We start from the raw sequence: 21,656 nt of genomic DNA on the forward strand, positions 1-21,656 counted from the left end.
CTTTTTTTACTCAACTAAAATGTTTTTCAATTTTTCATAAGATGAGCTTTCTTTTTGGAATACATTCTCTTTCAATCCTTTGTCTATTTGTATCCATTCGGTCGTAATCGAATATTGAATCATACCTTCTTGGAAACTAAGAAACTTCAACATAATTCCTGTATTTTTCTCTACAACCATTTCAAATTTCCCTCTTAAATCTTCAGATGTACTTACAGGCATTTCTATGTTTATTACCCCTTCTATTTTGTAGCAATCGAGTCCAAGATACTTCGTTTCTTTATAGTTCCAATCTTTATATCGAATTAGTAAATCAGCAAATTCTGATTGAATACTATACTTAGCGAATCCCACATATTCGCCATCATACCGTTTTCTCTCACCTGATTTTCTCAATAGCCTTTCCGTAGGGATTAATTTTAATAGTTCATCATTTCTTTCTTCCGGGTTCCATTTTGTCTCTTTATATGTATACTTCTCATCATCAAACTCTTTTTTCCTACCCTCGTTATATATAATCGTTCGTTTTTTCGATAGTTTATCTTCTTTAGAAGAGATACCTCTTTGTTTTTCCGTATCAATTGCATATCTATATGTTGTAGCAATTCTTGAAGAGCTAGAATACTCCTCGAATTGCCCTGAAATATTTTTAAAATGATCAATTGAATCCATCATCCTTTGATGAATCTTTTCCTTATCTGGATAATTTACATTTGATTTTATTTCTTCTTCATTTTCATAATCAGAAAAAGCCTTTTTCTTTACATATTCAAATACTCCGCCGTTTTGCGCAAAGCTTTGTATAGAAAACTCAGACATAGACACAATTGAAAGCACTAGAACAGCAGCACTAATAACCATCATATGAACTCTATAACCCTTCTTTTTCACAGGAAGATTATGCAGTGTATTATTAATTTTTTCATTTAACTCTGGTGGAAATATAACATTTTCATCTTTTATTCTCCTCTTTAATTTCTCATCAAATGATTTTTCACTGTCCATCCTATACACCCCCTATTCCATCTTTAATCGCTCTTCTAATTGTTCCCTCGCACGTGACAATCTTGACTTAACCGTCCCTTTTGGAATTTCTAAAAGCGTCGCAATACTTTCTTGATTCATATCTTCGTAATAATAAAGTACGGTTACAGCTCTTAGTTCTTCCGTTAAAGACTGAATAGCATTACAAAGATCAATATCTTCGTATCGATCGAATGCTACCATACTATTATCATGATCCTCAATTACAATTATTTTTTTATACGACCGAATTATATTGTTGCACTCATTTATTAAAATTCGAATTAGCCAAGTTTGAAAAAACTCTTCTTTTTTTAGTTTTTTTATATTTTCGTAAGCTTTTAAAATTGTTGTCTGTATGGCATCATCTATATTTGTCTCATCATGTAACATCGCCTTTGCAATGCGATACATCTTCACTTTTTCAGTATGTATAAGTGCCATAAAAGCTTCATGATCACCTTTTTTTGCTAAGGAAACATCCGTTTCTTCTTTTACAATTATTTTATATAAAGGGATTACTTTCACAATTGCTCCTCCTGTTTCATCCTCACTTCAAATTTAACTTTACACATATTAGACGGGGGAACCTAGGAGAAGGTTCACTTTTTTTAATATTTTTATAAAACAAAAGATAAGCATCCAATTTAGGATGCTACGCTGTAAACATATCGCTTCAAATTTACAAACAAAAAAGCCCACTTTTTTAGTGGACTTTCTACTTTACAACGGCAAATCCCTCTTCCTAAATACTACAATTGCTAATATGAAGATACAAATCGCTCCAGCAGTTAAACCTAAACTTACTGGCCATATATTATAGGTTCCTTCAGCAATTTCTTTCGGACGAAACAGCGTAAATAATGATAGACTTCTCATCCACTCTAACTTATCGCTTAATTTACCCACCATATCTAATACGAAAAATAAAATTGTTAAACTTGCTGAATAACTCAGTGCCTTTCTTTCATCATTACATATGCAAGAAAAGAAAAATGAATAAGCACTAACTACTAAAAATATTAGCCCACCGACTACGTTTATTTTTAAAAATAATTCTTTATTTAAGTTATTATCTTTTAAAAACCATTCTGCACCTAATATACCCGCTACATACGTAACAAAAACAATGATTAATAATCCCAATATAAGAACAGCCGCTTGCGTAATGGCAATTCTCACTCTAGATATAGGCGTCGCTAACAAGTATGCCATCGCTCCTTTATCTACATGACGAGCAATTAAATGTGTCGCAACTGTTACGCAAAAAATTGTTAAAATAATAATAAACAATAGACTATAATACTCACCAGCTAAAAAATCCATTACGTTTTGAATTGGACTTTCCATACCAACAATTTTTTTCACACTATCCGGCATAGCACTTATTAATTCATTTAAACCTTTCGCCGATACCATTGATGGGAATATCCAAATTATTAACAATAAATAAAGAGCTGCACCAGTCGCATAACTCAAAATACTTTTTTGCGTTTCTTTCAAACTAGCTAAAAACAATTGTTTATTCATGCTTTATCCCTTCTTTCTTGTCGTAATAATGCATAAATAAATGTTCTAAATCAGTCGCTCTCGTTTGAAGTGCAGTTACATTATAATTTGAAAGTATTTGTAAAACAGTTTGATAGTTTCCTTGCACAATAATTGATGCTGTTTTCCCTTTCACAGCCTCGAATTGTAAATTTGATTGTGTAAGTGACAGTATTTCCTCTTGAGATGATACCGTTACATCTATCACCTGTCTTCTCATTCCTTGTAAATCATGAATATTTTCAACTGTTACAAGGCGACCATCTTTAATAATCGCTACTCTGTCACACGTTCTCTCAATCTCAGTGAAAATATGTGAAGACATCAGAATCGTTTTCCCTCTTTGCTTTTCCTCTAATATTAAATCTATAAACACTTGTTGCATAAGTGGATCGAGTCCTGATGTCGGTTCATCTAAAATTAACACTTCTGGATCGTGCATAAATGCAGCAACAATCCCTACTTTTTGCTTCATTCCTTTAGACATTTTTCGAATCGGTGTTTTCACATCGAATTGCAAACGTTCTATGAGTTCATCTCGTCTTTTCGTATCCTTTAGCCCACGCATTCCTTGCATTAACTTTAAAAACTCTAATCCATTCATTCCTTCAATAAAAGAAATTTCTCCTGGTAAATAGCCAACTTCTCTTTGAATTTTTGCTGCTTCATTCCAACAATCTAATCCGAAAATTGCCGATTTACCTGATGTCGGTTTTATAAACCCCATTAAATTACGAATCGTTGTTGATTTCCCAGCACCATTCGGTCCTAAGTAACCGAATACTTCCCCTTCTTTCACATCAAATGTAATATGAAACAAACCTTTTCCATTTGAAAATTGTTTTGTGACATCTTGAACTGAAATCATAATTCCACCTCATTTTTTGAAATATTTCATTCATGATATTTCAAAATTATTGTACTCCTCATCTTTCATATTCGCAACAACTTTTTGAAATATTTATATGTCCATATTTCAAAAATATTGTTTTCACCTATATTTTCTTGTATATTTTAATTGAGGTGATTGCATTGAACGGTTTTGAAAAAGTGAAAGAAAAGAAAAAACGTGCCATTAAAGAAGCAGCCTTCGTTTTATTTTCAGAACGTGGATTTAATGAAGTGAAAATAGAAGATATTGCAAAAGAAGCAAACGTTTCTCAAGTTACAATTTATAATCATTTTGGAAGTAAAGATGCTTTATTTAGAGAGCTTATACAAGAATTTGTAGAGAACGAATTCCATTACTATAAAGAATTAGCAGCTGAAGATATACCTTTTCACGAAATGATGCAAAAAATGATTATTAGAAAAATGGAAACTGGTGGGTTATTTCAGCCCGATATGTTGTTACAAATGATGCAAAAAGACGAAGCGCTCCGAGAGTTTATTTATCGTTATCAAAACGAAAAAATCCTGCCCTGGTATTTAGAAATATTAGAACGAGCTCAGCGTAAAAATGAAATAAATCCTCACCTTTCAAAAGAAATGATGTTACTTTACATTCAAATGTTCACTAAATTAGGTGATGATTTCGGAGCAAAACTTCTTGAAAGAGATCGAGAAAAGCATATACAAGATATAGTTACAATGTTTTTTTATGGTCTTTCTGTTCCACAAAAATAAAAAAGACACGAAATTCGTGTCTTTTTTATTTTACAGAAATGACTCTATCTGTTTCACTACTTTCAATTGCTAATTGAATAAGTCTAATAACTTCCAAGCCTTCTTGTGCTGTTACAGGTGGTTTCTCACCATTTACAATACTATCTCTTACACCTTTATAATACATGTCATAACAGCCGACTTCTGTTGGAATACGCTCAAAGCTTTCTTCTGTTTCTAAAGTAGCAAAATTCTCTTCAGTATCTGTGCCATAATCATTGTCGCCCGGCTTCATTCCATTTTTCAACTGCTCTTCTTGTGAATCCATACCATATTTCACGATAGAACCTTTGTCTCCATGTAATGTAAAATGTGGTCCAGCTTGTTTCACGTAACTGCTACTATGTAAAATGACACGCTTAACTCCGTAGTGAAGTACAACATGGAAGTAGTCATCAATCTCTGCTCCTAGTCGTTGCTTTATTACATCTGCACTAATTGCATCTGGTTTCCCGAATAATGATAATGCTTGATCAATTAAATGTGATCCTAAATCATATAATATCCCTGAACCTGGCAAGTTCTTTTCTCTCCAGCGATCACGTACATGTGGACGGAAACGATCAAAATGCGCTTCATATGCGTATACATTTCCTACTCTATTTTCTTCTAACAATTTCTTAATTGTTAAGAAATCATTATCAAAACGACGATTATGATATACACTTAACATCACATTATGTTGCTCTGCTAATGAGATAAGTTCTTCCCCTTCTTCAATTGAAACAACAAATGGTTTTTCCACAACAACATGCTTACCATGTAAAATCGCTTCTTTTACATATGGAAAATGAGTTGTGTTTGGTGAAGTAATGACAACTAAATCAACATCATCTCGCTTCACTAATTCCTCAATTGTACTAACAACGTTAGCGTTTGGTAATGTTTCTTTTACCACCTCTTCTTTTGAGGATAATACTGCACGAATATCATATTCTTCTATCGTTTGTAATAATGGGATGTGAAATGTTGTACTAGAAAAACCAAATCCAACAATCCCTACACCTATTTTTTTCATGTTGCCCCTCCATTTATGAGAACGATTTCATTTCACTATTATAACAATGTTATTTTTATTTACATAATAATTTGCTTAGAAAAAAGCATCTTGCTACTTTTCATAGCAAGATGCTTCCTTTACTCCGGTCTTTTCTTCGTCCACGTTTCTACTACTTCACCAGTATCATTAACATCTAGCACTAAACTACCATTACTATACCGGTCTTTATTTCGATACGCTTTTGGATCAATTTCTTCTACAATGTGTTTCTCTGTTTTCATGTAAACTAGTTCATCGTCTCGCACAATTTCAATACCGACAATGCGGTAAGGATTGCGTTTTAACTCTTTGAAAATAACAAGACCTCGCTTCGCCCTCGTTGACTTTTCAATTTCTGATGCTTTCAAACGCTTTATAGCGCCGCGTTGCGTTACAAGAATAAGTTGATCTTTGTCACCATTTAATGGTTTACCAGAAGCGACATAGTCATCTTCTTTTAAATTAATTGCTTTTACACCAGCAGCTCTAACACCGACTGGGCTTACTTCATCTTCATGGAAAATAAGTGCATATGCACCATGTGTAGCAAGAACAATATCACTCGTTCCATCTGTCGCAAATATATCGACAACTTCATCATCTTTTTTCAAGTTTACAGCAACGAACGCTCTCGAATAACGCTGAACTTTATATTGATTCAATTCTGTTTTCTTTATCATACCATTTCGCGTTACAAATACAATAAATCGATTTTCTTCCTCAAAGTTCGGTACGACTGTCGCCCAGATAATCATTTCATCCCGCTCGAGTGATACAAGATTCGCAACGTGTTGACCTAAGTCTTTCCAACGAATTTCCGGCATTTCATATACAGGGAGATAAATATAATTTCCTTTGTTCGTAAATAAAAGTACGGTTTCTGTCGTGTTTGTATCGAAACGCTCAAGTAAGATGTCACCCTCTTTCATACCGAAGTCTTTCCCGTTCGATGCATTATGTGAACGCCAACCAGTTCGTTTCACATATCCTTCTTTCGTTACAGTAACGATGACATCTTCTTGTGGAATCATAACTTCCACATCGATTTTAATTTCTTCAATTTCCTCTTCAATTATCGCACGGCGATCATCACTATATGTTTTCTTTACTCTCTTCAAATCTGTTTTAATAACTTGAAGAAGTCTTTTTTCACTTTGTAAAATCGACTGTAACTCTATAATTTTCTTATTAAGTTCAGCTGCTTCTTGCTCTAGCGCTGTAATATCTGTATTCGTTAAACGATATAGTTGCAGTGAAACAATCGCTTCTGACTGCGCCTCTGTAAATCCAAATTTCGCGCTTAAATTATCTTTCGCATTACGCTTATCTTTAGACCCACGAATCGTTTCAATCACTTCATCTAAAATGGATAATGCTTTCTTTAAACCTTCTACAATATGTTGACGATTTTCTGCTTTTCTTAATTCATATTGTGAGCGTCTCGTAACAACTTCTTTCTGATGCCCAATATATGCATCCAAAATTTTAGGTAATGTCATAAGTGTTGGACGACGATTATTTATCGCTACCATATTAAAGTTGTATGGAATTTGTAAATCTGTATTTTTGTATAAATAATTTAAAATACCTTCAGCATTTGCTTCTTTTTTTAACTCTACAACGATGCGAAGACCTGTACGATCTGTCTCATCACGCACTTCAGCAATTCCATCTAGCTTTTTATCTAGACGTAATTCATCCATTTTCTTAACAAGGTTCGCTTTATTTACTTCGTACGGAATTTCTGTAATAACGATTTGCTGCTTGCCACCGCGAATCGTTTCAACTTCTGCTTTTCCGCGAATAATAATTTTACCTTTCCCTGTTTCGTAGGCTTTTTTAATACCATCTATCCCTTGAATAATACCACCTGTTGGGAAATCTGGTCCTTTAATAACTGTTAATAGATCATCAACAGTACTATCCGGCTTATCAATACGCATCATCGTAGCATCAATTACTTCTCCAAGATGATGCGGTGGAATTTCTGTTGCATAACCAGCAGAAATCCCTGTAGATCCGTTCACTAATAAGTTCGGGAACATTGCTGGTAATACAACAGGTTCTTCACTCGTATCATCAAAGTTTGACACGAATTCTACTGTTTCTTTATCGAGATCACGTAATAACTCAGATGCGATTGGTGATAAACGTGCTTCTGTATAACGCATTGCCGCTGCTGGATCCCCATCAACACTACCGTTATTTCCGTGCATTTCAACTAACACATTACGTACTTTCCAAGTTTGACTTAAACGGACCATCGCCTCATATACAGAGGAATCACCATGTGGATGGTAATTACCGATAACATTACCTACTGTTTTAGCTGATTTACGAAACGCTTTATCATGTACATTACCTTCTACATACATAGAATATAAAATACGTCTTTGTACCGGTTTTAAACCGTCACGCGCATCTGGAAGCGCGCGGTCTTGAATTATATATTTACTATAACGTGCAAAGCGGTCACCTAACACGTCTTCCAGCGGGAGGTCATGAAACTTCTCTGCCTGCATGTTATTCCACCTCCGTCTCCATAATCATTTCGTTTTCTAAGATATTTCCTTCTTCTTGCATACCAAATTGTACATTACGCTCAATCCATTTACGGCGTGGTTCTACTTTATCACCCATCAATGTCGTAACGCGGCGCTCAGCTCTTGCTGCATCATCAATTTTCACTCGGATTAATGTACGCGTTTCAGGGTTCATCGTCGTTTCCCATAACTGATCTGCGTTCATTTCACCAAGTCCTTTATAGCGTTGCAACATATAACCTTTACCGACCTTTTTCGTTACACCATCTAATTCATCATCAGACCATGCATATTCAATTACTTCACTTTTCCCTTTCCCTTTACTTACTTTATATAAAGGTGGAAGTGCGATAAATACTTTACCAGCTTCGATAAGTGGTTTCATATAACGGTAGAAGAACGTCAGTAATAACACTTGAATATGTGCTCCATCCGTATCTGCATCGGTCATAATAACAACTTTATCGTAGTTAATATCTTCAACAGCGAATTCATTTCCTACTCCGCCGCCAATTGCATAAATAATTGTATTAATCTCTTCATTCTTAAAAATGTCAGCAAGCTTTGCTTTTTCCGTGTTAATTACTTTACCACGTAATGGTAGCACCGCTTGAAAACGACGGTCTCGCCCTTGCTTTGCTGAACCACCAGCCGAGTCACCCTCTACTAAATACAATTCGTTTTTCTGAGGATTACGTGATTGTGCAGGTGTTAACTTCCCGCTTAAAGTACCTTCTGATTTTTTCTTCTTCTTACCACTACGTGCTTCTTCTCTCGCTTTACGAGCAGCCTCACGTGCTTGCGCTGCTTTAACTGCCTTTCTCACAAGAAGTGTAGCTACATCCGGGTTTTCTTCTAAAAAGTAAGCTAAATGCTCTGATACAATTGCATCAATTGAAGAACGAGCTTCACTTGTACCGAGTTTCCCTTTCGTTTGTCCTTCAAACTGCAGGACTTCTTCTGGTACACGTACAGAAACAATAGCTGCTACACCCTCACGAATATCTGTACCTTCTAAGTTTTTATCTTTTTCTTTTAACAGTGAAACTTTACGAGCATACTCATTAAACACACGTGTCATCGCTGTCTTAAATCCAGCTTCGTGTGTTCCACCATCTTTTGTACGTACGTTATTTACAAACGAAAGAATATTTTCTGAGTAACCATCGTTAAACTGGAATGCTAGTTCTGCTTCAATCCCGTTTTGTTCACCAGTGAAGTATACAACTGGATGAATTGAATCTTTTTCTTCGTTTAAATATGAAACGAAAGCTTCAATTCCTGTTTCGTAATGAAATACATCTTCTAAATCATTACGTTCATCTTTTATTGAAATTTTCATTCCCTTTAATAAGAATGCAGATTCGCGTAATCTCTCACATAATGTTTCATAATTGTAATTTGTTGTACTGAAAATAGTTGTATCTGGTTTAAAGTGCATCTTTGTACCAGATTCTTTTGTTTTCCCGATTTTCTCTAACGTCGTTGCAGGGATACCACCATTTTCAAAGCGTTGTTCATAAATGTTACCATCACGCTTAATCGTTACTACTAACCATTCTGACAAGGCGTTTACAACTGATGCCCCAACACCGTGTAAACCACCACTCGTTTTATAGCCACCTTGACCAAACTTACCACCAGCATGAAGTACAGTTAAAATAACTTCAGGTGTCGGTTTCCCAAGTTTATGCATTCCCGTAGGCATTCCTCGCCCTTTATCAATAACGCTAATACTATTATCTTTATGTATTACGACAGAAATTTCGTCACCAAATCCCGCTAACGCTTCGTCAACGGAGTTATCTACTATTTCATATACTAAATGATGCAATCCACGGCTATCCGTACTCCCGATATACATACCCGGGCGTTTTCGAACGGCTTCAAGTCCTTCTAACACTTGAATTGCATCTTCATTATATTGGAACTGATGCTTCGCCAAACTCCTTGCCCCTTTCCTAATTAAATCAGAACATATGTTTCTATTATAGAATAACGCCTCGACTATAGTTTTGGCAAGTTATCTTATCTCTTTTATATACCATTTCCAATAGAAAAATCCTTGTTTTTTTCACAAGGATTCCTCTAGGCTACTATTTCAGAAAAATAATCGTTTGTCAACGAGAATTGGATATGTATTCCAAGATTATACATTCCAAACCTTTATTATGATCCAAATGATCAATATCCAAAATGGGATAACAATTAACAATCCCCAAAAACAGCCTTTAAAAAATCTCATGATGAACACCTCGTTCATCGGCCCTACTTATGTCTGTAAAGAGGGCTGAATCAATCTTTCTATCTTTAAAATCTACACTATTTTGTCATCGCATGTTCTACTTTAATACAACGATCCATTATTACAGTATAGCCCTTTTCGTGTAAAATTTTATATGTATCTTCATCTTGTACTCCTAATTGTGCCCAGAAAACATCTGCATCAATCTCTACAAACTCTTTTGCAACATCCATTAAAAATTCTGAACGACGAAATACATTTACGATATCAACATGTTCTTTAATATCAGTCAGTGAAGAAACGGCCTTTTCACCAAGCACTTCATCTACTGTTGGATTTACTGGAATAATGCGGTACCCCGCATCTTGCATTGCTTTTGAAACCATATACGATGTACGTTCTGGCTTATCTGATAATCCAACAACTGCAATCGTTTTGCTTTTCTTCAATACTTCACCAATTTCCGTACGGGTTGGGTTTTCAATTATCATAATCAATCCCTCCTATTCCTTTAGTATATCCGATAAAGAAAGTCTCTTTCAACATGAAAGAGACTTTCTTTTATCCATTGTTTGCGGATACCCTTACTAATTAATGCTTCGCCTTATTGATTCTTAGTAGCTGAATTATCTGCTAATGTAGCTGTTTTCGTCATTTTTTGACCGTTGCGATAGAATGTAACTTCTACTTTTTCGCCTACTTTTTTCTTTTCATATAAATATTTACGGAATTGAAGTGAATTTTCTACTTTTTGATCATCTAATGCTACTACAATATCATATTGTTCTAAACCAGCTTTTTCTGCCGGTGATACTGGATAAACTTTACCTAATACAACGCCATTTGTTACTTCTTTTGGTACTTTTAATTGATTTAACGCATAAGCTTGCACATCTTCTAATGAAACAACACCTACACCAAGAGCTGGGCGTTTCACTACTCCATCTTTTTCAAGCGATTCAATAACTGGTTTTGCAACGTTAATTGGAATTGCAAATCCAATCCCCTCAACTTCTTGTTGCGCAATTTTACTTGAGTTAATTCCAATTAATTCACCGTTTTGGTTAAATAATGCACCACCACTATTACCAGGGTTAATTGCTGCATCTGTTTGAATAACTTGTGCTTGCCAGTCTGGACGTTGGTCTCCATCAATGTCTACTGGAATTTCACGTTCTTTACTACTGATGATACCTTCCGTTACACTACCATCAAATCCTAACGGGTTACCAATTGCAATTGCTTTTTCACCAGCACGAAGTTTACTGGAATCACCTAAAGTTGCAACTTTATTAACAGCAGATCCATCAATCTCTACAACTGCTAAGTCTAACCAAGGATCCTTACCAACTAATTTTGCATCAACTTGCTTGCCGTCGCTCATTTTTACCGCAAGTTTATTCGCCCCGTCCACTACGTGGTTATTCGTTACAATATATGCTTTATTTCCTTCTTTTTTATAAATAACACCTGATCCTGTACCAGCTGTTTGCTCTTGTTCTGTCGGTTGCATTGCAAATGGATCAACAACCTTTTGCATATTAATTACACCAACTACAACATCCTTTGCACCTTCAACCATACCTGGTAAATCAGTTTCACCCTTAACTTTATTAACAACAGGAGCTACAGTACCCTCCACTTGTTGATTAGAATTGAATGACGAAACTGCCGCTCCATTATTTTGCATCCATGGCATGTAAGGTGCTGCAAAACTAATCGATACCGCCCCTACTACTGCTCCCACTAAACCTGTGAAAAAATATCCTTTTTTACTACCTGATTTTTTCACTTCTCTCGTTTCACTATGTTCTTCATTTAAATTCGGTCCGTCGTAATATCCCATGTTTTATTTCCCCTCTCTGGTGAATTCGTACTTTCAGTATAGTCACAGCTTGTGTCCTTCTTGTGAACTCATCGTGAAATCCAATTAAAAAAATACTCCTATCTATCGTTGTAGACAAGAAAAGTATTTTTTGTACATTCCACCTACAAAGAAGAGTGTAAATTTGCTATATTCCAAAGCTAAAGCGCATAGTAATTTAAAGGTTATTCTTCAAATTTATAACCAACACGAATAACAGTACCAATATGCTTCGCTTTATCTCCTAGCTTATTTCGTAGTTTTTTAATATGCGTATCAACCGTTCTGTCATCGCCATAGTAGTCATATCCCCATAACTGATCTAATAAATGTTGACGTGACAACACAATTCCTCTGTTCTCCATTAAATAAACAAGAAGTTCAAATTCTTTATGTGTCAATATTATTTCTTCTCCATCTACTAAAACAGTTCTAGATAACCGATTCACTTCTATTCCAGCTAAAGACATAGCATTTTCTTCAGCTACTCCTACTGCACCATCCGCTCGTTTCAATAATGTCTTTGCGCGAGCTACTAACACTTTCGGGCTAAAGGGTTTCGTTACATACTCATCGGCACCTAATTCGAAACCTAGCAATGTATCATCCTCATCCGAACGTGCTGTCAACATAATAATTGGTACTTCTGACTCTTTTCTAATTCGTCTACAAACAGACCATCCATCTATTTCTGGTAACATAATATCTAACATAATTAAATCAATTTCATGCTCTGCAAATAATTCTAACGCTTTTTTTCCATCTTCTGCTTCGATCACTTCAAAGCCTTCATTACGAAAATAATCACTAACAATTTCACGTAATCTTCTTTCATCTTCAACAAGCAATACTGTTTTATTCATATAATCTATCCCGCCTTTTTACTCTTTCAATCGAATAATACGTTGATTGGAGCTTCCGCGAAATGGAAGTGTTAAATCTTTTTTCTCGATTTCAAATCTTCCATCGACTAAAACATCCCCATAATGTAACAACTCTATCATATCATTATTTTGAGAACTCTGTATCTCTTCTAACGTATAACCTGTATACATCCATAAATTTTTCTTCAAATCTTTCACGGCTTGTGCTACTTTTTTCACTTCAGCAGCTTGAAAAAATGGATCTCCACCTGAAAATGTTACATCAGTTAATGGGTTACTTTCAATCTCTTTCACAATTTCTTCTACTGTCATTTCAGTTCCATTGCAAATATTCCACGATTTCGGATTATGGCAACCGAAACAACGATGCGGACAGCCCGCAAAAAACACGACTGTCCGCAATCCTTCTCCATCTACTACACTATCATGAATGATGTTCATAACTTTCATTTATGCTTCACCCGATCCATCTCTTCACTACGTTTCGCACTATTCCACTTCGACATATCTCCTACAAGATAACCTGTTATTCGGCGAATTCTTTCTATATTGGCCTCATCTTCATTTCCGCAGCTTGGACATTCATTTCCAATGACTCCGTGATACTTGCAGCACTTACAACGATCAACCGGATGATTAATTGAACCGTATCCAACGCCATTCTCTGCCATCGCTTGTATAATTTGCTTTAACGCCTTTTTGTTATGCATCGCCGCCCCGTCTAGTTCAATATACGTAATATGTCCCCCGTTACATAGAGCGTGGAACGGGCCTTCTAAGCGAATTTTATTTATGGCTTGAATATTATAATAAACTGGAACATGGAATGAATTCGTATAGTAATTATGGTTCGTTATGCCTCTAATCACACCAAATTCCTCTCTATCTTTTTTCACAAATTTCCCTGATAACCCTTCTGCAGGAGTTGCAATTACTGAGAAGTTCAGTTGATGTTCTTCCGTCGCCTTATCCATTCTTTCTCTCATAAAGGAAATGATTTCATATCCAAGCTTCCATGATTCTTCATCTTCTCCGTGATGTTTCCCTGTTAAAGCTACTAAACATTCCGCAAGACCGATAAAACCAATACTTAACGTACCTTGTTTTAATATCGGCGCCACAGTATCTTCAGGCTGTAACGTTTCTCCACCACGCCATACACCTTGTGAATATAAAAATCGAAAATCTCTCGCTCGCTTCGTACATTGATACGCGAATCTCTCTAATAGTTGCTTTATCCCTAAATCTAAGTAATAATTTAGCGCTTCAAAAAACGCTTCTTTTGAACCACTAATTAACGCTAATTTCACTAAATTAATAGACGTAAACGATAAATTCCCTCTTCCAATCGCTGTCTCTTCTCCATGTATATTAGACATAACACGAGTACGACATCCCATGTAACATACTTCACTTTCAGGGCGCCCGTCATAATGCACTGCATTAAACGGAGCATCTAAAAATGAAAAGTTAGGGAATAATCGCTCAGCTGTTGTCTCTAACGCTAATTCAAACAAATCATAGTTCGGATCACACTCTTCAAAGTTCACACCTTTTTTCATTTTGAAAATTTGAATAGGAAAAATCGGTGTTTCCCCTTTACCAAGACCAGCCTGCGTTGCTTTTAACAGCTGCTTAATTAACAGTCTCCCTTCTTTCGATGTGTCTGTTCCATAGTTAATAGAAATAAACGGTACTTGTCCTCCGCCCCTACTATGCATGCTATTTGAATTATGAACGAACGCTTCACACGCCTGATACGTATCATTTTCTGTTTCTTTCCATGCAAATTCCTCTATTTGTTCTTTCGTAAGTGGGTATGACTGTAATCGTAACTTATGTCTCTCTACTGTTTTTCTTACATAGGGAGCTAAATCAATATCAAAGAGGGCAAACGATTGACCACCGTGCTGCATATTTTGATTCGCTTGAAAAATAATTGAAGAAAGAGCCAATGCACTTTTAATATCTTGCGGTTGTCTCATATGTCCATGTCCAGTATGAAAACCGTTAGCAAGCATTTGTGCTAACGGAATTTGCGAACAAGTCGTCGTTCCTGTCGCATAAAAATCTAAATCATGTGGATATAATATATTTTGATTTATCGCTTTTTTCACTTGATCTGATAATAAATTTTCTACTGCATAATATTTCGCACTCTCAGATGCGAACGTTCCCATTACTCCCATTGGAGAGCGGCCATCTACATTTGCATTTTCTTGCATTAAATCTTGTTCATTGCCGTGGACAATTGTCTCAAACACTTTCATTAATTCTTCTCCACGTGTATTTTTTCGTAACATTTATAACCCTCCACCAATATGTTGTTGTCTTTTGATTAAAATGTTACTACATATAGTCTTACTGTTTCTGTGAGAAATGTAACATTCCTGTGAAATTTTTTTCACGAAATAATGAATTTTTCATTTGTAAAAAAGAAATGTGCTCTTTACAAATGTATGGTACAATATACGGGAAAAACTCTTTTTACCCTTTATCAACACATTTGTATAAAGGAGACTGAACTCATGGTTATTACATATCTTTTATTTATCGTTGCCTACTTACTTGGCTCGATTCCGTTTGCACTTGTTGTTGGAAAAATCGGCTATGGAATCGACATTCGTGAGCATGGAAGTGGTAATTTAGGCGGAACAAATACATTCCGCACACTAGGGAAAAAAGCAGGTTTTATCGTTACAATTGCTGACATTTTAAAAGGTACATTAGCAACAAGTCTACCGATTATTTTCGGGTTAGATGTTCACCCACTATGGTTTGGATTAGCAGCTGTTCTTGGACATGTATATCCAATCTTCGCAAAATTCCGTGGGGGGAAAGCAGTTGCAACTTCTGCTGGGGTGCTATTATGCTATTCACCAGTTGTTTTTGCAATATTAGCTGTTGTCTTTTTCAGCCTTTTATTTACAACACGATACGTATCACTTTCTTCTATGGTAACAGCTGTTGTTGCTGTTATTGCATCAATTGTTAGCGGGGATAAAATCTTCATTATTGCGATGTGTTTATTAGCAGGTATGGTTATTTATAAACACCGTGCAAATATCGGACGAATTATAAATAAAACTGAGCCAAAAGCAAACTTTTCAAAAAAGCAAAAATAAGATCGTAACCCACATAACGCAAAAAGAAAACGTGAAGCATATTAATAGCGTCTTTTTGCGTTATTTTTTATACTAAAGAAAAAGCAATATAATTTGGAGGAACTATACATGAATCTTTCCGTAACAAAAGAAGCAGCACAATGGTATAAAAACGAATTACACTTACAATCAGGTGAAACACTACGCTTTTTCGTACAATACGGTGGTTGCAGTACTGTGCAAAAAGGACTTTCTTTAGGTATCCGTAAGGATGACCCTGCACATCCTGCTGTTCAAATTCAAGAAGAAGATATTAACTTCTTTATTGAAGGTGATGATGAATGGTTCTTCGATGGACATAATTTATCTGTTACACTTAACGAAGGTGACGATTTCCCGCAATTTAATTATGAAAAATAAAAAAAGCGTGGCAGCAGCCACGCTTTTTTTATTTCTTTTTTATTTCCTCATATTTCGCATACCACTCAGGATATAACTTTTTAAATGATACAGGGCGGAACCCTTCTTTTTTCGCACAAATATTCGTCGTACTTGCAGTAATACAAAGGTCACCTTCGCCGTTATAAATTTCATATCCATATACAACGCGAAGCGGGCTCACAGTATCAATCCACGTTTTTACGATTGCTTTTTCTCCGTAACGCATCGCTTTACGGTAGGAAATTTGCAGGTCTAACACAGGAGAAATAATTCCCTCTTTCTCCATTTCAACATATGAAAATCCTAAATCTTGTATAAGTTTCGTGCGACCTAGTTCAAGCCACACTAAATAATTTGAATGGTAAACAACACCCATTTGATCTGTTTCCGCATAACGGATTTCAACTTCATATTCTGCTACAAACATATGTATTCGCCTTCTTTCACTTCTGCTGCCTTGCATACATTTAATCATAATACACCGGAATCAAAAATAAAATAAAAACAGTGAATCTTTTCCTGAAAGGAGCAAGCATATGATTCAAATTGTAACTGTTCGTAGCGGTGATAGCGTATATAGCTTGGCATCAAAATATGGATCAACACCTGACGAAATAGTAAAAGACAACGGATTAAATCCAGCTGAAACGCTCGTTGTTGGTCAGGCACTTATCGTTAATACGAAAGGGAATAATTATTATGTGCAGCCTGGTGACAGCTTATATCGAATTTCTCAAACGTATAACGTTCCTCTCGCTAGTTTGGCTAAAGTTAATAATCTATCTTTAAAATCTATACTCCATGTCGGACAGCAATTATATATACCGAAAGGGACAAAACGAGCAGTAGAATCCATCGCTTATTTACAACCTTCAACAATACCGATAAAAGAAAGTTTAGTAAATGCTACACGTGCTATTAATCCATTTTTAACATACTTAGCGTACTTCAGCTTTGAAGCAAAAAGAGATGGTACATTAAAAGAACCTACTGAAACAGCTAAAATCGCTAATATTGCAACACAAGGCCAAACTATCCCTATGCTCGTTATTACAAATATCGAAAACGGGAACTTTAGTCCTGAACTAACATCTGTCTTGTTGCGTAACCCAACCATTCAAAACAAATTTATTACGAACATTTTGCAAACGGCTGAAAAATACGGTATGCGAGACATTCATTTCGATTTCGAAAATGTGGCGCCTGAAGATCGCGAGGCATATAATCGCTTTTTACGAAATGTGAAAACACGCTTACCTAGCGGATATACATTAAGTACAACGCTTGTACCGAAAACAAGCTCCACTCAAAAAGGAAAATTCTTTGAAGCGCATGATTATAAAGCACAAGGGCAAATTGTTGATTTCGTCGTCATTATGACATACGACTGGGGTTGGCAAGGCGGGCCACCGATGGCGATTTCTCCTATCGGTCCTGTGAAAGAAGTACTTCAATATGCAAAATCTCAAATGCCACCACAAAAAATTATGATGGGGCAAAATTTATACGGGTTCGATTGGAAACTTCCATTTAAACAAGGTAATCCGCCCGCAAAAGCTGTTAGTTCTGTCGCAGCCGTCGCATTAGCACGTAAGTACAATGTTCCTATCCGTTATGATTTCACAGCTCAAGCTCCCCATTTTAATTACTTTGACGAAAACGGCGTACAACACGAAGTTTGGTTTGAAGATTCACGGTCCGTGCAAAGTAAATTTAATTTAATGAAAGAACAAGGTATTGGCGGTATTAGCTATTGGAAGATTGGTCTACCATTTCCACAAAATTGGCGTTTACTCGTCGAAAACTTTACGATTACAAAAAAGGGCTGACTTCCGTCAGCCTTTTTTGTACATTCTGTTAAGATTCATCTTTTATTTCACTTTTTAATGAATCAATACTTTCTAAACGTCTTTGATTTTTCGCTTCAATGGCAGCACGATCTTTTTCATTAGAAAGTTCCGCTGTTTCTTTTGCTTCATTAAAATTATCAATCGTATTTTGTACCATTTCTTGTAATTTTTCAGCGTTGTCATTTCGATTATCTGGATTCGGCATGTACTTCCCTCCTAATTCTTTATACATACCATCTTAAATTGCCTATGTTCCTTCAAATTTATACAAAAAAAGGAGAATGCAATATTCTCCTTTTCTTTAACCGTTATCAACAATCGGTTGTTTACCAGTTTGGTCTTGCATTTGCTTCCCTTTATTGCCACCAGCTTTTTTCGATTGTGTTCCAATTTGATTTGGTGCAAAGTCTTTTGAATTCTTTTTCGGATTACCCATTACTATCGCCTCCTTAACACTAGTATCGTACTAGTGTTAAGAATTATTCAGCTTGCTTAAAAAGTTTCATTTCATAACGTTTTTCAATACGTTCTTCAATTCGATCGATTGCATCGCGATCACTTAATAATTGTTGTTTATTTTCATTTACAAGTTCTTCAAACGATTTACGGCGACTTCTTCTCATGCTGCTCACCCTTTCTCCTTCGCTTTCTTACTACATAGTATGAGCAAATGAAAAACTCTTTAATCAGATTTGTAAGAAAATTTTATGTTTTAGTACTCCTAAAAAAACTCCGTGTACAATTTACTGTACACGGAGTTTTTTATACCCTAACATTTAAATACTCTTTTAATTTTTCATCTGCATTTGTTTCATTTTCTTTATACTCTTCAAGCGCTTGTAATACAAAATCATACTGTTCTACAATATAATGTTCCAATTTTAAGACATCCTCTAAGCTATTCAGCATAATTCTCGTATTACCAACTTCACTTTTTAACGCTGGTTCACAGTTTAAACTCATACATATTTCTTTCACATCATCTTCTAACATTTCTGTTAATACGTATTTCTTTCGTCCTTTTACCTTTAATCTCATAACTGGATAAAAAGCTTTTATATCTAAGTAACTTCCTACGTTCATACAACGCAGCCATTCTACATTACGTTTATTGCGTCCAAGTATTTCTTTCACTGCTTCGTATACCGCAGTTTCATCAAATACGACCTTATTTACTTTTCGCTGCCCTTCTTCTTCAACAGATGCACATTTTTGATAAACAGCCGCACACGTAATACAATCATCAAATGCATTATGAGAACTTAAGCGAATTCCAAGCATTCGCTTTAACGTTTCAAGTTTATGATTAGGTGCATGCTTCATATATTTCTTTGCTAAAAATACAGTATCAATTACTTTATTTTTAGGTTCAGGCAGGCCAAGCATATTTACATTACTTTTCAAAAAGCGCATATCAAAAGAAGCATTATGAGCCACAATAACATTTGTATGTAAAAATGCTAAAAATAAAGGTAACACTTCTTCAATCGTCGGTGCATCCGAAACACGATAATTTGTAATACCTGTTAAACTTGTTATTCGGTCCGGAATTGGACGCTCTGGATTCACATAGGAAACAAATTGATCTACCAGTTCATGATTACGATATTTCACTGCTGCGACTTGAATAATTTTATCATTATAAGGGTTAAATCCTGTTGTTTCAAAATCAATTACAACATAATCTAACGGTAAGGATACATTCCCCACTCCTTCATACACTCCTTTATCTCTAAACGTTTATATTTCCTTTATCATAACATGTAGCCATCACTACTTGAAAAAGAAAAGGCAGAAATGGCTACTTTCCACCTCTACCTTTTTCACCATTATTTTAATTTAGCAATCCGTTTCTCCATCTCTTTTTGAGTCATCGGCCCAATAAACTTATCTTGAATGACACCTTTTGTATCTATAAAATATGAAGTTGGGATTGTAATTACTTTATACGCCGTTGTCACATCAATGTTCTTGTCCAATAAAATAGGAAAAGTAATTCCCTTTTCTTTAGCAAAATTGCTTACCTTTTCTTCTCCTCCGCCTTTTTCTGAAGGCGTATAATTTATTGCTAAAATTTCTACGTTTTCTTTATGTTCTTTATAAAAGGCCTCCATATCAGGCATTTCTTGCTGACAAGGTCCACACCACGTTGCCCAAAAGTTTAAAATCAATTTCTTTCCTTTCAAATCCGATAACTTTACATTCGTTCCATCTAACTTAGTTAATTCAAAATCTGGTGCACTCTTTCCTATTTCAATACCGTTCCTTGCGATCATCTCTTTCATAGCAGCTTCACTTTTTTCCTGCTTTTCTTCTACTACTTGATCCTTTTTTCCAAATTGCTCATAGGCTGCATATCCCGCTAAACAAAGTAATACTACAATAATCGTAAGTTTCCGCCACATTTTATATCACCCTAACGTATTTATCTTCTTTTAACATATTCATAAAAATACTATATACCTTATTTTAGCTTATACGGACAAGCTTGGAAATATTCACAGTCGAAATAGTTAGAATATTTGTAAACGAAATGAAATATTTTCCTTTTTATCATATAATTAGAAATATATACAAAACCTGCGAGGTGATATATATTTTACAATTACTTATCAATCCTTTTACTTTCGTTTTCTTCACTTTACCATTACTATGTATTTTTTTTAGCGGCTTACTTTACAAATTCAAATGGGCTGCTATTATTATTTCTTTTACTATTCCACTTATATCTTTCATTATCATCTCTGAATTTGATATACACCTAGCTTTACAAAACTTAGACGCTTGGATTGTTTATAGTGCTGTTTATTCTGTACTTTCCTACATAACAACAGCGCTAATACGAAGAAAACTACACATGTAAAACCTTCAAAAAGGGGGGCTATTTTTATGAATTTATTCGAAAAAATACTATAATATATTCTTAGTTTTATATTTTCCCCAATCGGGATTATCACTTGGATCATCTCGCTCTTCAGTAAAAATCCTGAAAAAAAGCAAGTGGGACGTATTTGTCTCTATATCGCTTTAATCTCATTTATCCTATTAGCCAGCCTTGGTATTCTTAGTTTCTTCACGATGACTACCACCACTACTATACAATAGTTATAGAAAGGATGATTATTTTGGGAGAACATCCTCTAAGTAAAGAACTTCGCTATATACGAATATGTTTAGTTATTTTAGTAATCGTTCTTTTATTTTTCAACGGCGGAAGAGTCGTTGAAATTTCTACAAATCATGATTCCATAGAAAATGTTTCCACCAGTAATATGACACAGATTGCTGAAAATACGTTTGCTATTCAAGAATATAATCCATCACTAAGTAGCGAACATACGGTCAAAATTTTCAAATATAATCCGGATACAAATCAACTTACTCTAGTCAAAGAGTTTAGTACTAGCGATACTGAATCCTACACGTACCAACTTAATAATACTGAATAAA

At 35.2% G+C, this 21,656-nt stretch carries 24 protein-coding genes; 6 read left to right on the forward strand and 18 right to left on the reverse strand.

What is annotated here, in order from left to right:
• Positions 1 to 6 precede the first annotated feature (6 nt).
• The 4 genes from MR065_RS03365 to MR065_RS03380 form a co-directional block, all read right to left on the reverse strand.
• The gene (locus MR065_RS03365) at positions 7 to 1,005 is read right to left on the reverse strand and encodes an anti-sigma factor (protein WP_242212500.1); all 999 of its coding nucleotides are present in this window, start codon (positions 1,003 to 1,005) and stop codon (positions 7 to 9) included.
• Positions 1,006 to 1,017: 12 nt separating this feature from the next.
• On the reverse strand, positions 1,018 to 1,551 hold the full coding sequence (locus MR065_RS03370; RefSeq protein ID WP_242212501.1) for an RNA polymerase sigma factor: 534 nt from the start codon (positions 1,549 to 1,551) through the stop codon (positions 1,018 to 1,020).
• A 195-nt stretch (positions 1,552 to 1,746) separates the two neighbouring features.
• Complete coding sequence (locus MR065_RS03375) at positions 1,747 to 2,553, reverse strand: ABC transporter permease subunit (RefSeq protein ID WP_097902754.1); 807 nt, start codon at positions 2,551 to 2,553, stop codon at positions 1,747 to 1,749.
• A complete protein-coding gene (locus tag MR065_RS03380; RefSeq protein WP_242212502.1) occupies positions 2,546 to 3,439 on the reverse strand; it encodes an ABC transporter ATP-binding protein in 894 nt (297 codons plus the stop codon). Before MR065_RS03380 ends, MR065_RS03375 begins: the two co-directional genes overlap by 8 nt.
• 155 nt (positions 3,440 to 3,594) lie before the next feature.
• Between MR065_RS03380 and MR065_RS03385 the strand changes: the two genes are divergently transcribed.
• Positions 3,595 to 4,197 (forward strand): TetR/AcrR family transcriptional regulator, encoded by a 603-nt coding sequence (locus MR065_RS03385; protein WP_176555901.1) that lies wholly within the window; start codon positions 3,595 to 3,597, stop codon positions 4,195 to 4,197.
• A gap of 25 nt (positions 4,198 to 4,222) precedes the next feature.
• On the opposite strand, the gene MR065_RS03390 is transcribed toward MR065_RS03385, so the two are convergent.
• From MR065_RS03390 to MR065_RS03425, 8 genes are all read right to left on the reverse strand, one after another.
• Positions 4,223 to 5,254 carry an oxidoreductase gene (locus tag MR065_RS03390; protein ID WP_242212503.1) on the reverse strand — a complete coding sequence of 344 codons (1,032 nt, stop codon included), beginning with the start codon at positions 5,252 to 5,254 and terminating at the stop codon, positions 4,223 to 4,225.
• A 119-nt stretch (positions 5,255 to 5,373) separates the two neighbouring features.
• The gene (gene parC, locus MR065_RS03395; RefSeq protein ID WP_098267042.1) at positions 5,374 to 7,797 is read right to left on the reverse strand and encodes a DNA topoisomerase IV subunit A; all 2,424 of its coding nucleotides are present in this window, start codon (positions 7,795 to 7,797) and stop codon (positions 5,374 to 5,376) included.
• A gap of 1 nt (position 7,798) precedes the next feature.
• Positions 7,799 to 9,763, reverse strand: coding sequence for a DNA topoisomerase IV subunit B (gene parE / locus MR065_RS03400; RefSeq protein ID WP_097902759.1), 1,965 nt, complete (start codon positions 9,761 to 9,763; stop codon positions 7,799 to 7,801).
• 377 nt (positions 9,764 to 10,140) lie between these two features.
• Positions 10,141 to 10,554: a CoA-binding protein gene (locus MR065_RS03405; protein WP_242212504.1), complete on the reverse strand. Its 414-nt coding sequence runs from the start codon at positions 10,552 to 10,554 to the stop codon at positions 10,141 to 10,143.
• A 113-nt stretch (positions 10,555 to 10,667) separates the two neighbouring features.
• Positions 10,668 to 11,909: a S1C family serine protease gene (locus tag MR065_RS03410; RefSeq protein WP_098990430.1), complete on the reverse strand. Its 1,242-nt coding sequence runs from the start codon at positions 11,907 to 11,909 to the stop codon at positions 10,668 to 10,670.
• A 203-nt stretch (positions 11,910 to 12,112) separates the two neighbouring features.
• Complete coding sequence (locus MR065_RS03415) at positions 12,113 to 12,790, reverse strand: response regulator transcription factor (protein WP_097902763.1); 678 nt, start codon at positions 12,788 to 12,790, stop codon at positions 12,113 to 12,115.
• 18 nt (positions 12,791 to 12,808) lie between these two features.
• The gene (nrdG, locus tag MR065_RS03420; protein WP_097902764.1) at positions 12,809 to 13,261 is read right to left on the reverse strand and encodes an anaerobic ribonucleoside-triphosphate reductase activating protein; all 453 of its coding nucleotides are present in this window, start codon (positions 13,259 to 13,261) and stop codon (positions 12,809 to 12,811) included.
• Complete coding sequence (locus MR065_RS03425) at positions 13,258 to 15,114, reverse strand: anaerobic ribonucleoside triphosphate reductase (RefSeq protein ID WP_242212505.1); 1,857 nt, start codon at positions 15,112 to 15,114, stop codon at positions 13,258 to 13,260. Before MR065_RS03425 ends, nrdG begins: the two co-directional genes overlap by 4 nt.
• 225 nt (positions 15,115 to 15,339) lie before the next feature.
• Between MR065_RS03425 and plsY the strand changes: the two genes are divergently transcribed.
• A complete protein-coding gene (gene plsY, locus MR065_RS03430; protein ID WP_000237189.1) occupies positions 15,340 to 15,936 on the forward strand; it encodes a glycerol-3-phosphate 1-O-acyltransferase PlsY in 597 nt (198 codons plus the stop codon).
• 108 nt (positions 15,937 to 16,044) lie between these two features.
• Positions 16,045 to 16,335 carry a HesB/YadR/YfhF family protein gene (locus MR065_RS03435; protein ID WP_098267037.1) on the forward strand — a complete coding sequence of 97 codons (291 nt, stop codon included), beginning with the start codon at positions 16,045 to 16,047 and terminating at the stop codon, positions 16,333 to 16,335.
• 28 nt (positions 16,336 to 16,363) lie between these two features.
• On the opposite strand, the gene MR065_RS03440 is transcribed toward MR065_RS03435, so the two are convergent.
• Positions 16,364 to 16,783 (reverse strand): acyl-CoA thioesterase, encoded by a 420-nt coding sequence (locus tag MR065_RS03440; RefSeq protein WP_242212506.1) that lies wholly within the window; start codon positions 16,781 to 16,783, stop codon positions 16,364 to 16,366.
• Between the two features lie 109 nt (positions 16,784 to 16,892).
• On the opposite strand from MR065_RS03440, the gene MR065_RS03445 reads away from it, so the two are divergent.
• Positions 16,893 to 18,185 (forward strand): glycoside hydrolase family 18 protein, encoded by a 1,293-nt coding sequence (locus MR065_RS03445; RefSeq protein ID WP_242212507.1) that lies wholly within the window; start codon positions 16,893 to 16,895, stop codon positions 18,183 to 18,185.
• A gap of 28 nt (positions 18,186 to 18,213) precedes the next feature.
• Here the strand turns inward: MR065_RS03445 and tlp are convergent, their stop codons facing one another.
• From tlp to MR065_RS03470, 5 genes are all read right to left on the reverse strand, one after another.
• Entirely contained in the window at positions 18,214 to 18,411 is a 198-nt protein-coding gene (tlp, locus tag MR065_RS03450) for a small acid-soluble spore protein Tlp (RefSeq protein WP_001133508.1), read from the reverse strand.
• Between the two features lie 96 nt (positions 18,412 to 18,507).
• Positions 18,508 to 18,642 (reverse strand): acid-soluble spore protein SspN, encoded by a 135-nt coding sequence (gene sspN, locus MR065_RS03455; RefSeq protein WP_000527988.1) that lies wholly within the window; start codon positions 18,640 to 18,642, stop codon positions 18,508 to 18,510.
• Positions 18,643 to 18,685: 43 nt separating this feature from the next.
• Positions 18,686 to 18,829 carry an FbpB family small basic protein gene (locus MR065_RS03460; protein WP_001254699.1) on the reverse strand — a complete coding sequence of 48 codons (144 nt, stop codon included), beginning with the start codon at positions 18,827 to 18,829 and terminating at the stop codon, positions 18,686 to 18,688.
• A gap of 139 nt (positions 18,830 to 18,968) precedes the next feature.
• On the reverse strand, positions 18,969 to 19,916 hold the full coding sequence (locus MR065_RS03465; protein ID WP_242212508.1) for a 3'-5' exonuclease: 948 nt from the start codon (positions 19,914 to 19,916) through the stop codon (positions 18,969 to 18,971).
• Between the two features lie 119 nt (positions 19,917 to 20,035).
• Positions 20,036 to 20,611 carry a TlpA family protein disulfide reductase gene (locus tag MR065_RS03470; protein ID WP_242212509.1) on the reverse strand — a complete coding sequence of 192 codons (576 nt, stop codon included), beginning with the start codon at positions 20,609 to 20,611 and terminating at the stop codon, positions 20,036 to 20,038.
• Between the two features lie 514 nt (positions 20,612 to 21,125).
• On the opposite strand from MR065_RS03470, the gene MR065_RS03475 reads away from it, so the two are divergent.
• Both MR065_RS03475 and MR065_RS03480 read left to right on the forward strand, forming a co-directional pair.
• A complete protein-coding gene (locus MR065_RS03475; protein WP_242212568.1) occupies positions 21,126 to 21,311 on the forward strand; it encodes a hypothetical protein in 186 nt (61 codons plus the stop codon).
• A gap of 11 nt (positions 21,312 to 21,322) precedes the next feature.
• The gene (locus tag MR065_RS03480; RefSeq protein ID WP_242212510.1) at positions 21,323 to 21,655 is read left to right on the forward strand and encodes a YmzC family protein; all 333 of its coding nucleotides are present in this window, start codon (positions 21,323 to 21,325) and stop codon (positions 21,653 to 21,655) included.
• Position 21,656 lies beyond the last annotated feature (1 nt).

Source organism: Bacillus cereus group sp. BfR-BA-01383, from assembly GCF_022663495.1.
Classification (GTDB): domain Bacteria; phylum Bacillota; class Bacilli; order Bacillales; family Bacillaceae_G; genus Bacillus_A; species Bacillus_A cereus_AU.

Bases quoted from the DNA above. Each gene is read 5' to 3' on its own strand.
- MR065_RS03380 (WP_242212502.1), bottom strand. From the start codon at position 3,439: ATGATTTCAGTTCAAGATGTCACAAAACAATTTTCAAATGGAAAAGGT.
- MR065_RS03365 (WP_242212500.1), bottom strand. From the start codon at position 1,005: ATGGACAGTGAAAAATCATTTGATGAGAAATTAAAGAGGAGAATAAAA.
- MR065_RS03440 (WP_242212506.1), bottom strand. From the start codon at position 16,783: ATGTTTGTAGCAGAATATGAAGTTGAAATCCGTTATGCGGAAACAGAT.
- sspN (WP_000527988.1), bottom strand. From the start codon at position 18,642: ATGGGTAATCCGAAAAAGAATTCAAAAGACTTTGCACCAAATCAAATT.
- MR065_RS03415 (WP_097902763.1), bottom strand. From the start codon at position 12,790: ATGAATAAAACAGTATTGCTTGTTGAAGATGAAAGAAGATTACGTGAA.
- plsY (WP_000237189.1), top strand. From the start codon at position 15,340: ATGGTTATTACATATCTTTTATTTATCGTTGCCTACTTACTTGGCTCG.
- MR065_RS03480 (WP_242212510.1), top strand. From the start codon at position 21,323: ATGATTATTTTGGGAGAACATCCTCTAAGTAAAGAACTTCGCTATATA.
- tlp (WP_001133508.1), bottom strand. From the start codon at position 18,411: ATGCCGAATCCAGATAATCGAAATGACAACGCTGAAAAATTACAAGAA.
- MR065_RS03375 (WP_097902754.1), bottom strand. From the start codon at position 2,553: ATGAATAAACAATTGTTTTTAGCTAGTTTGAAAGAAACGCAAAAAAGT.
- parC (WP_098267042.1), bottom strand. From the start codon at position 7,797: ATGCAGGCAGAGAAGTTTCATGACCTCCCGCTGGAAGACGTGTTAGGT.
- MR065_RS03405 (WP_242212504.1), bottom strand. From the start codon at position 10,554: ATGATAATTGAAAACCCAACCCGTACGGAAATTGGTGAAGTATTGAAG.
- MR065_RS03390 (WP_242212503.1), bottom strand. From the start codon at position 5,254: ATGAAAAAAATAGGTGTAGGGATTGTTGGATTTGGTTTTTCTAGTACA.
- MR065_RS03410 (WP_098990430.1), bottom strand. From the start codon at position 11,909: ATGGGATATTACGACGGACCGAATTTAAATGAAGAACATAGTGAAACG.
- MR065_RS03445 (WP_242212507.1), top strand. From the start codon at position 16,893: ATGATTCAAATTGTAACTGTTCGTAGCGGTGATAGCGTATATAGCTTG.
- nrdG (WP_097902764.1), bottom strand. From the start codon at position 13,261: ATGAAAGTTATGAACATCATTCATGATAGTGTAGTAGATGGAGAAGGA.
- MR065_RS03435 (WP_098267037.1), top strand. From the start codon at position 16,045: ATGAATCTTTCCGTAACAAAAGAAGCAGCACAATGGTATAAAAACGAA.
- MR065_RS03425 (WP_242212505.1), bottom strand. From the start codon at position 15,114: ATGTTACGAAAAAATACACGTGGAGAAGAATTAATGAAAGTGTTTGAG.
- MR065_RS03470 (WP_242212509.1), bottom strand. From the start codon at position 20,611: ATGTGGCGGAAACTTACGATTATTGTAGTATTACTTTGTTTAGCGGGA.
- MR065_RS03460 (WP_001254699.1), bottom strand. From the start codon at position 18,829: ATGAGAAGAAGTCGCCGTAAATCGTTTGAAGAACTTGTAAATGAAAAT.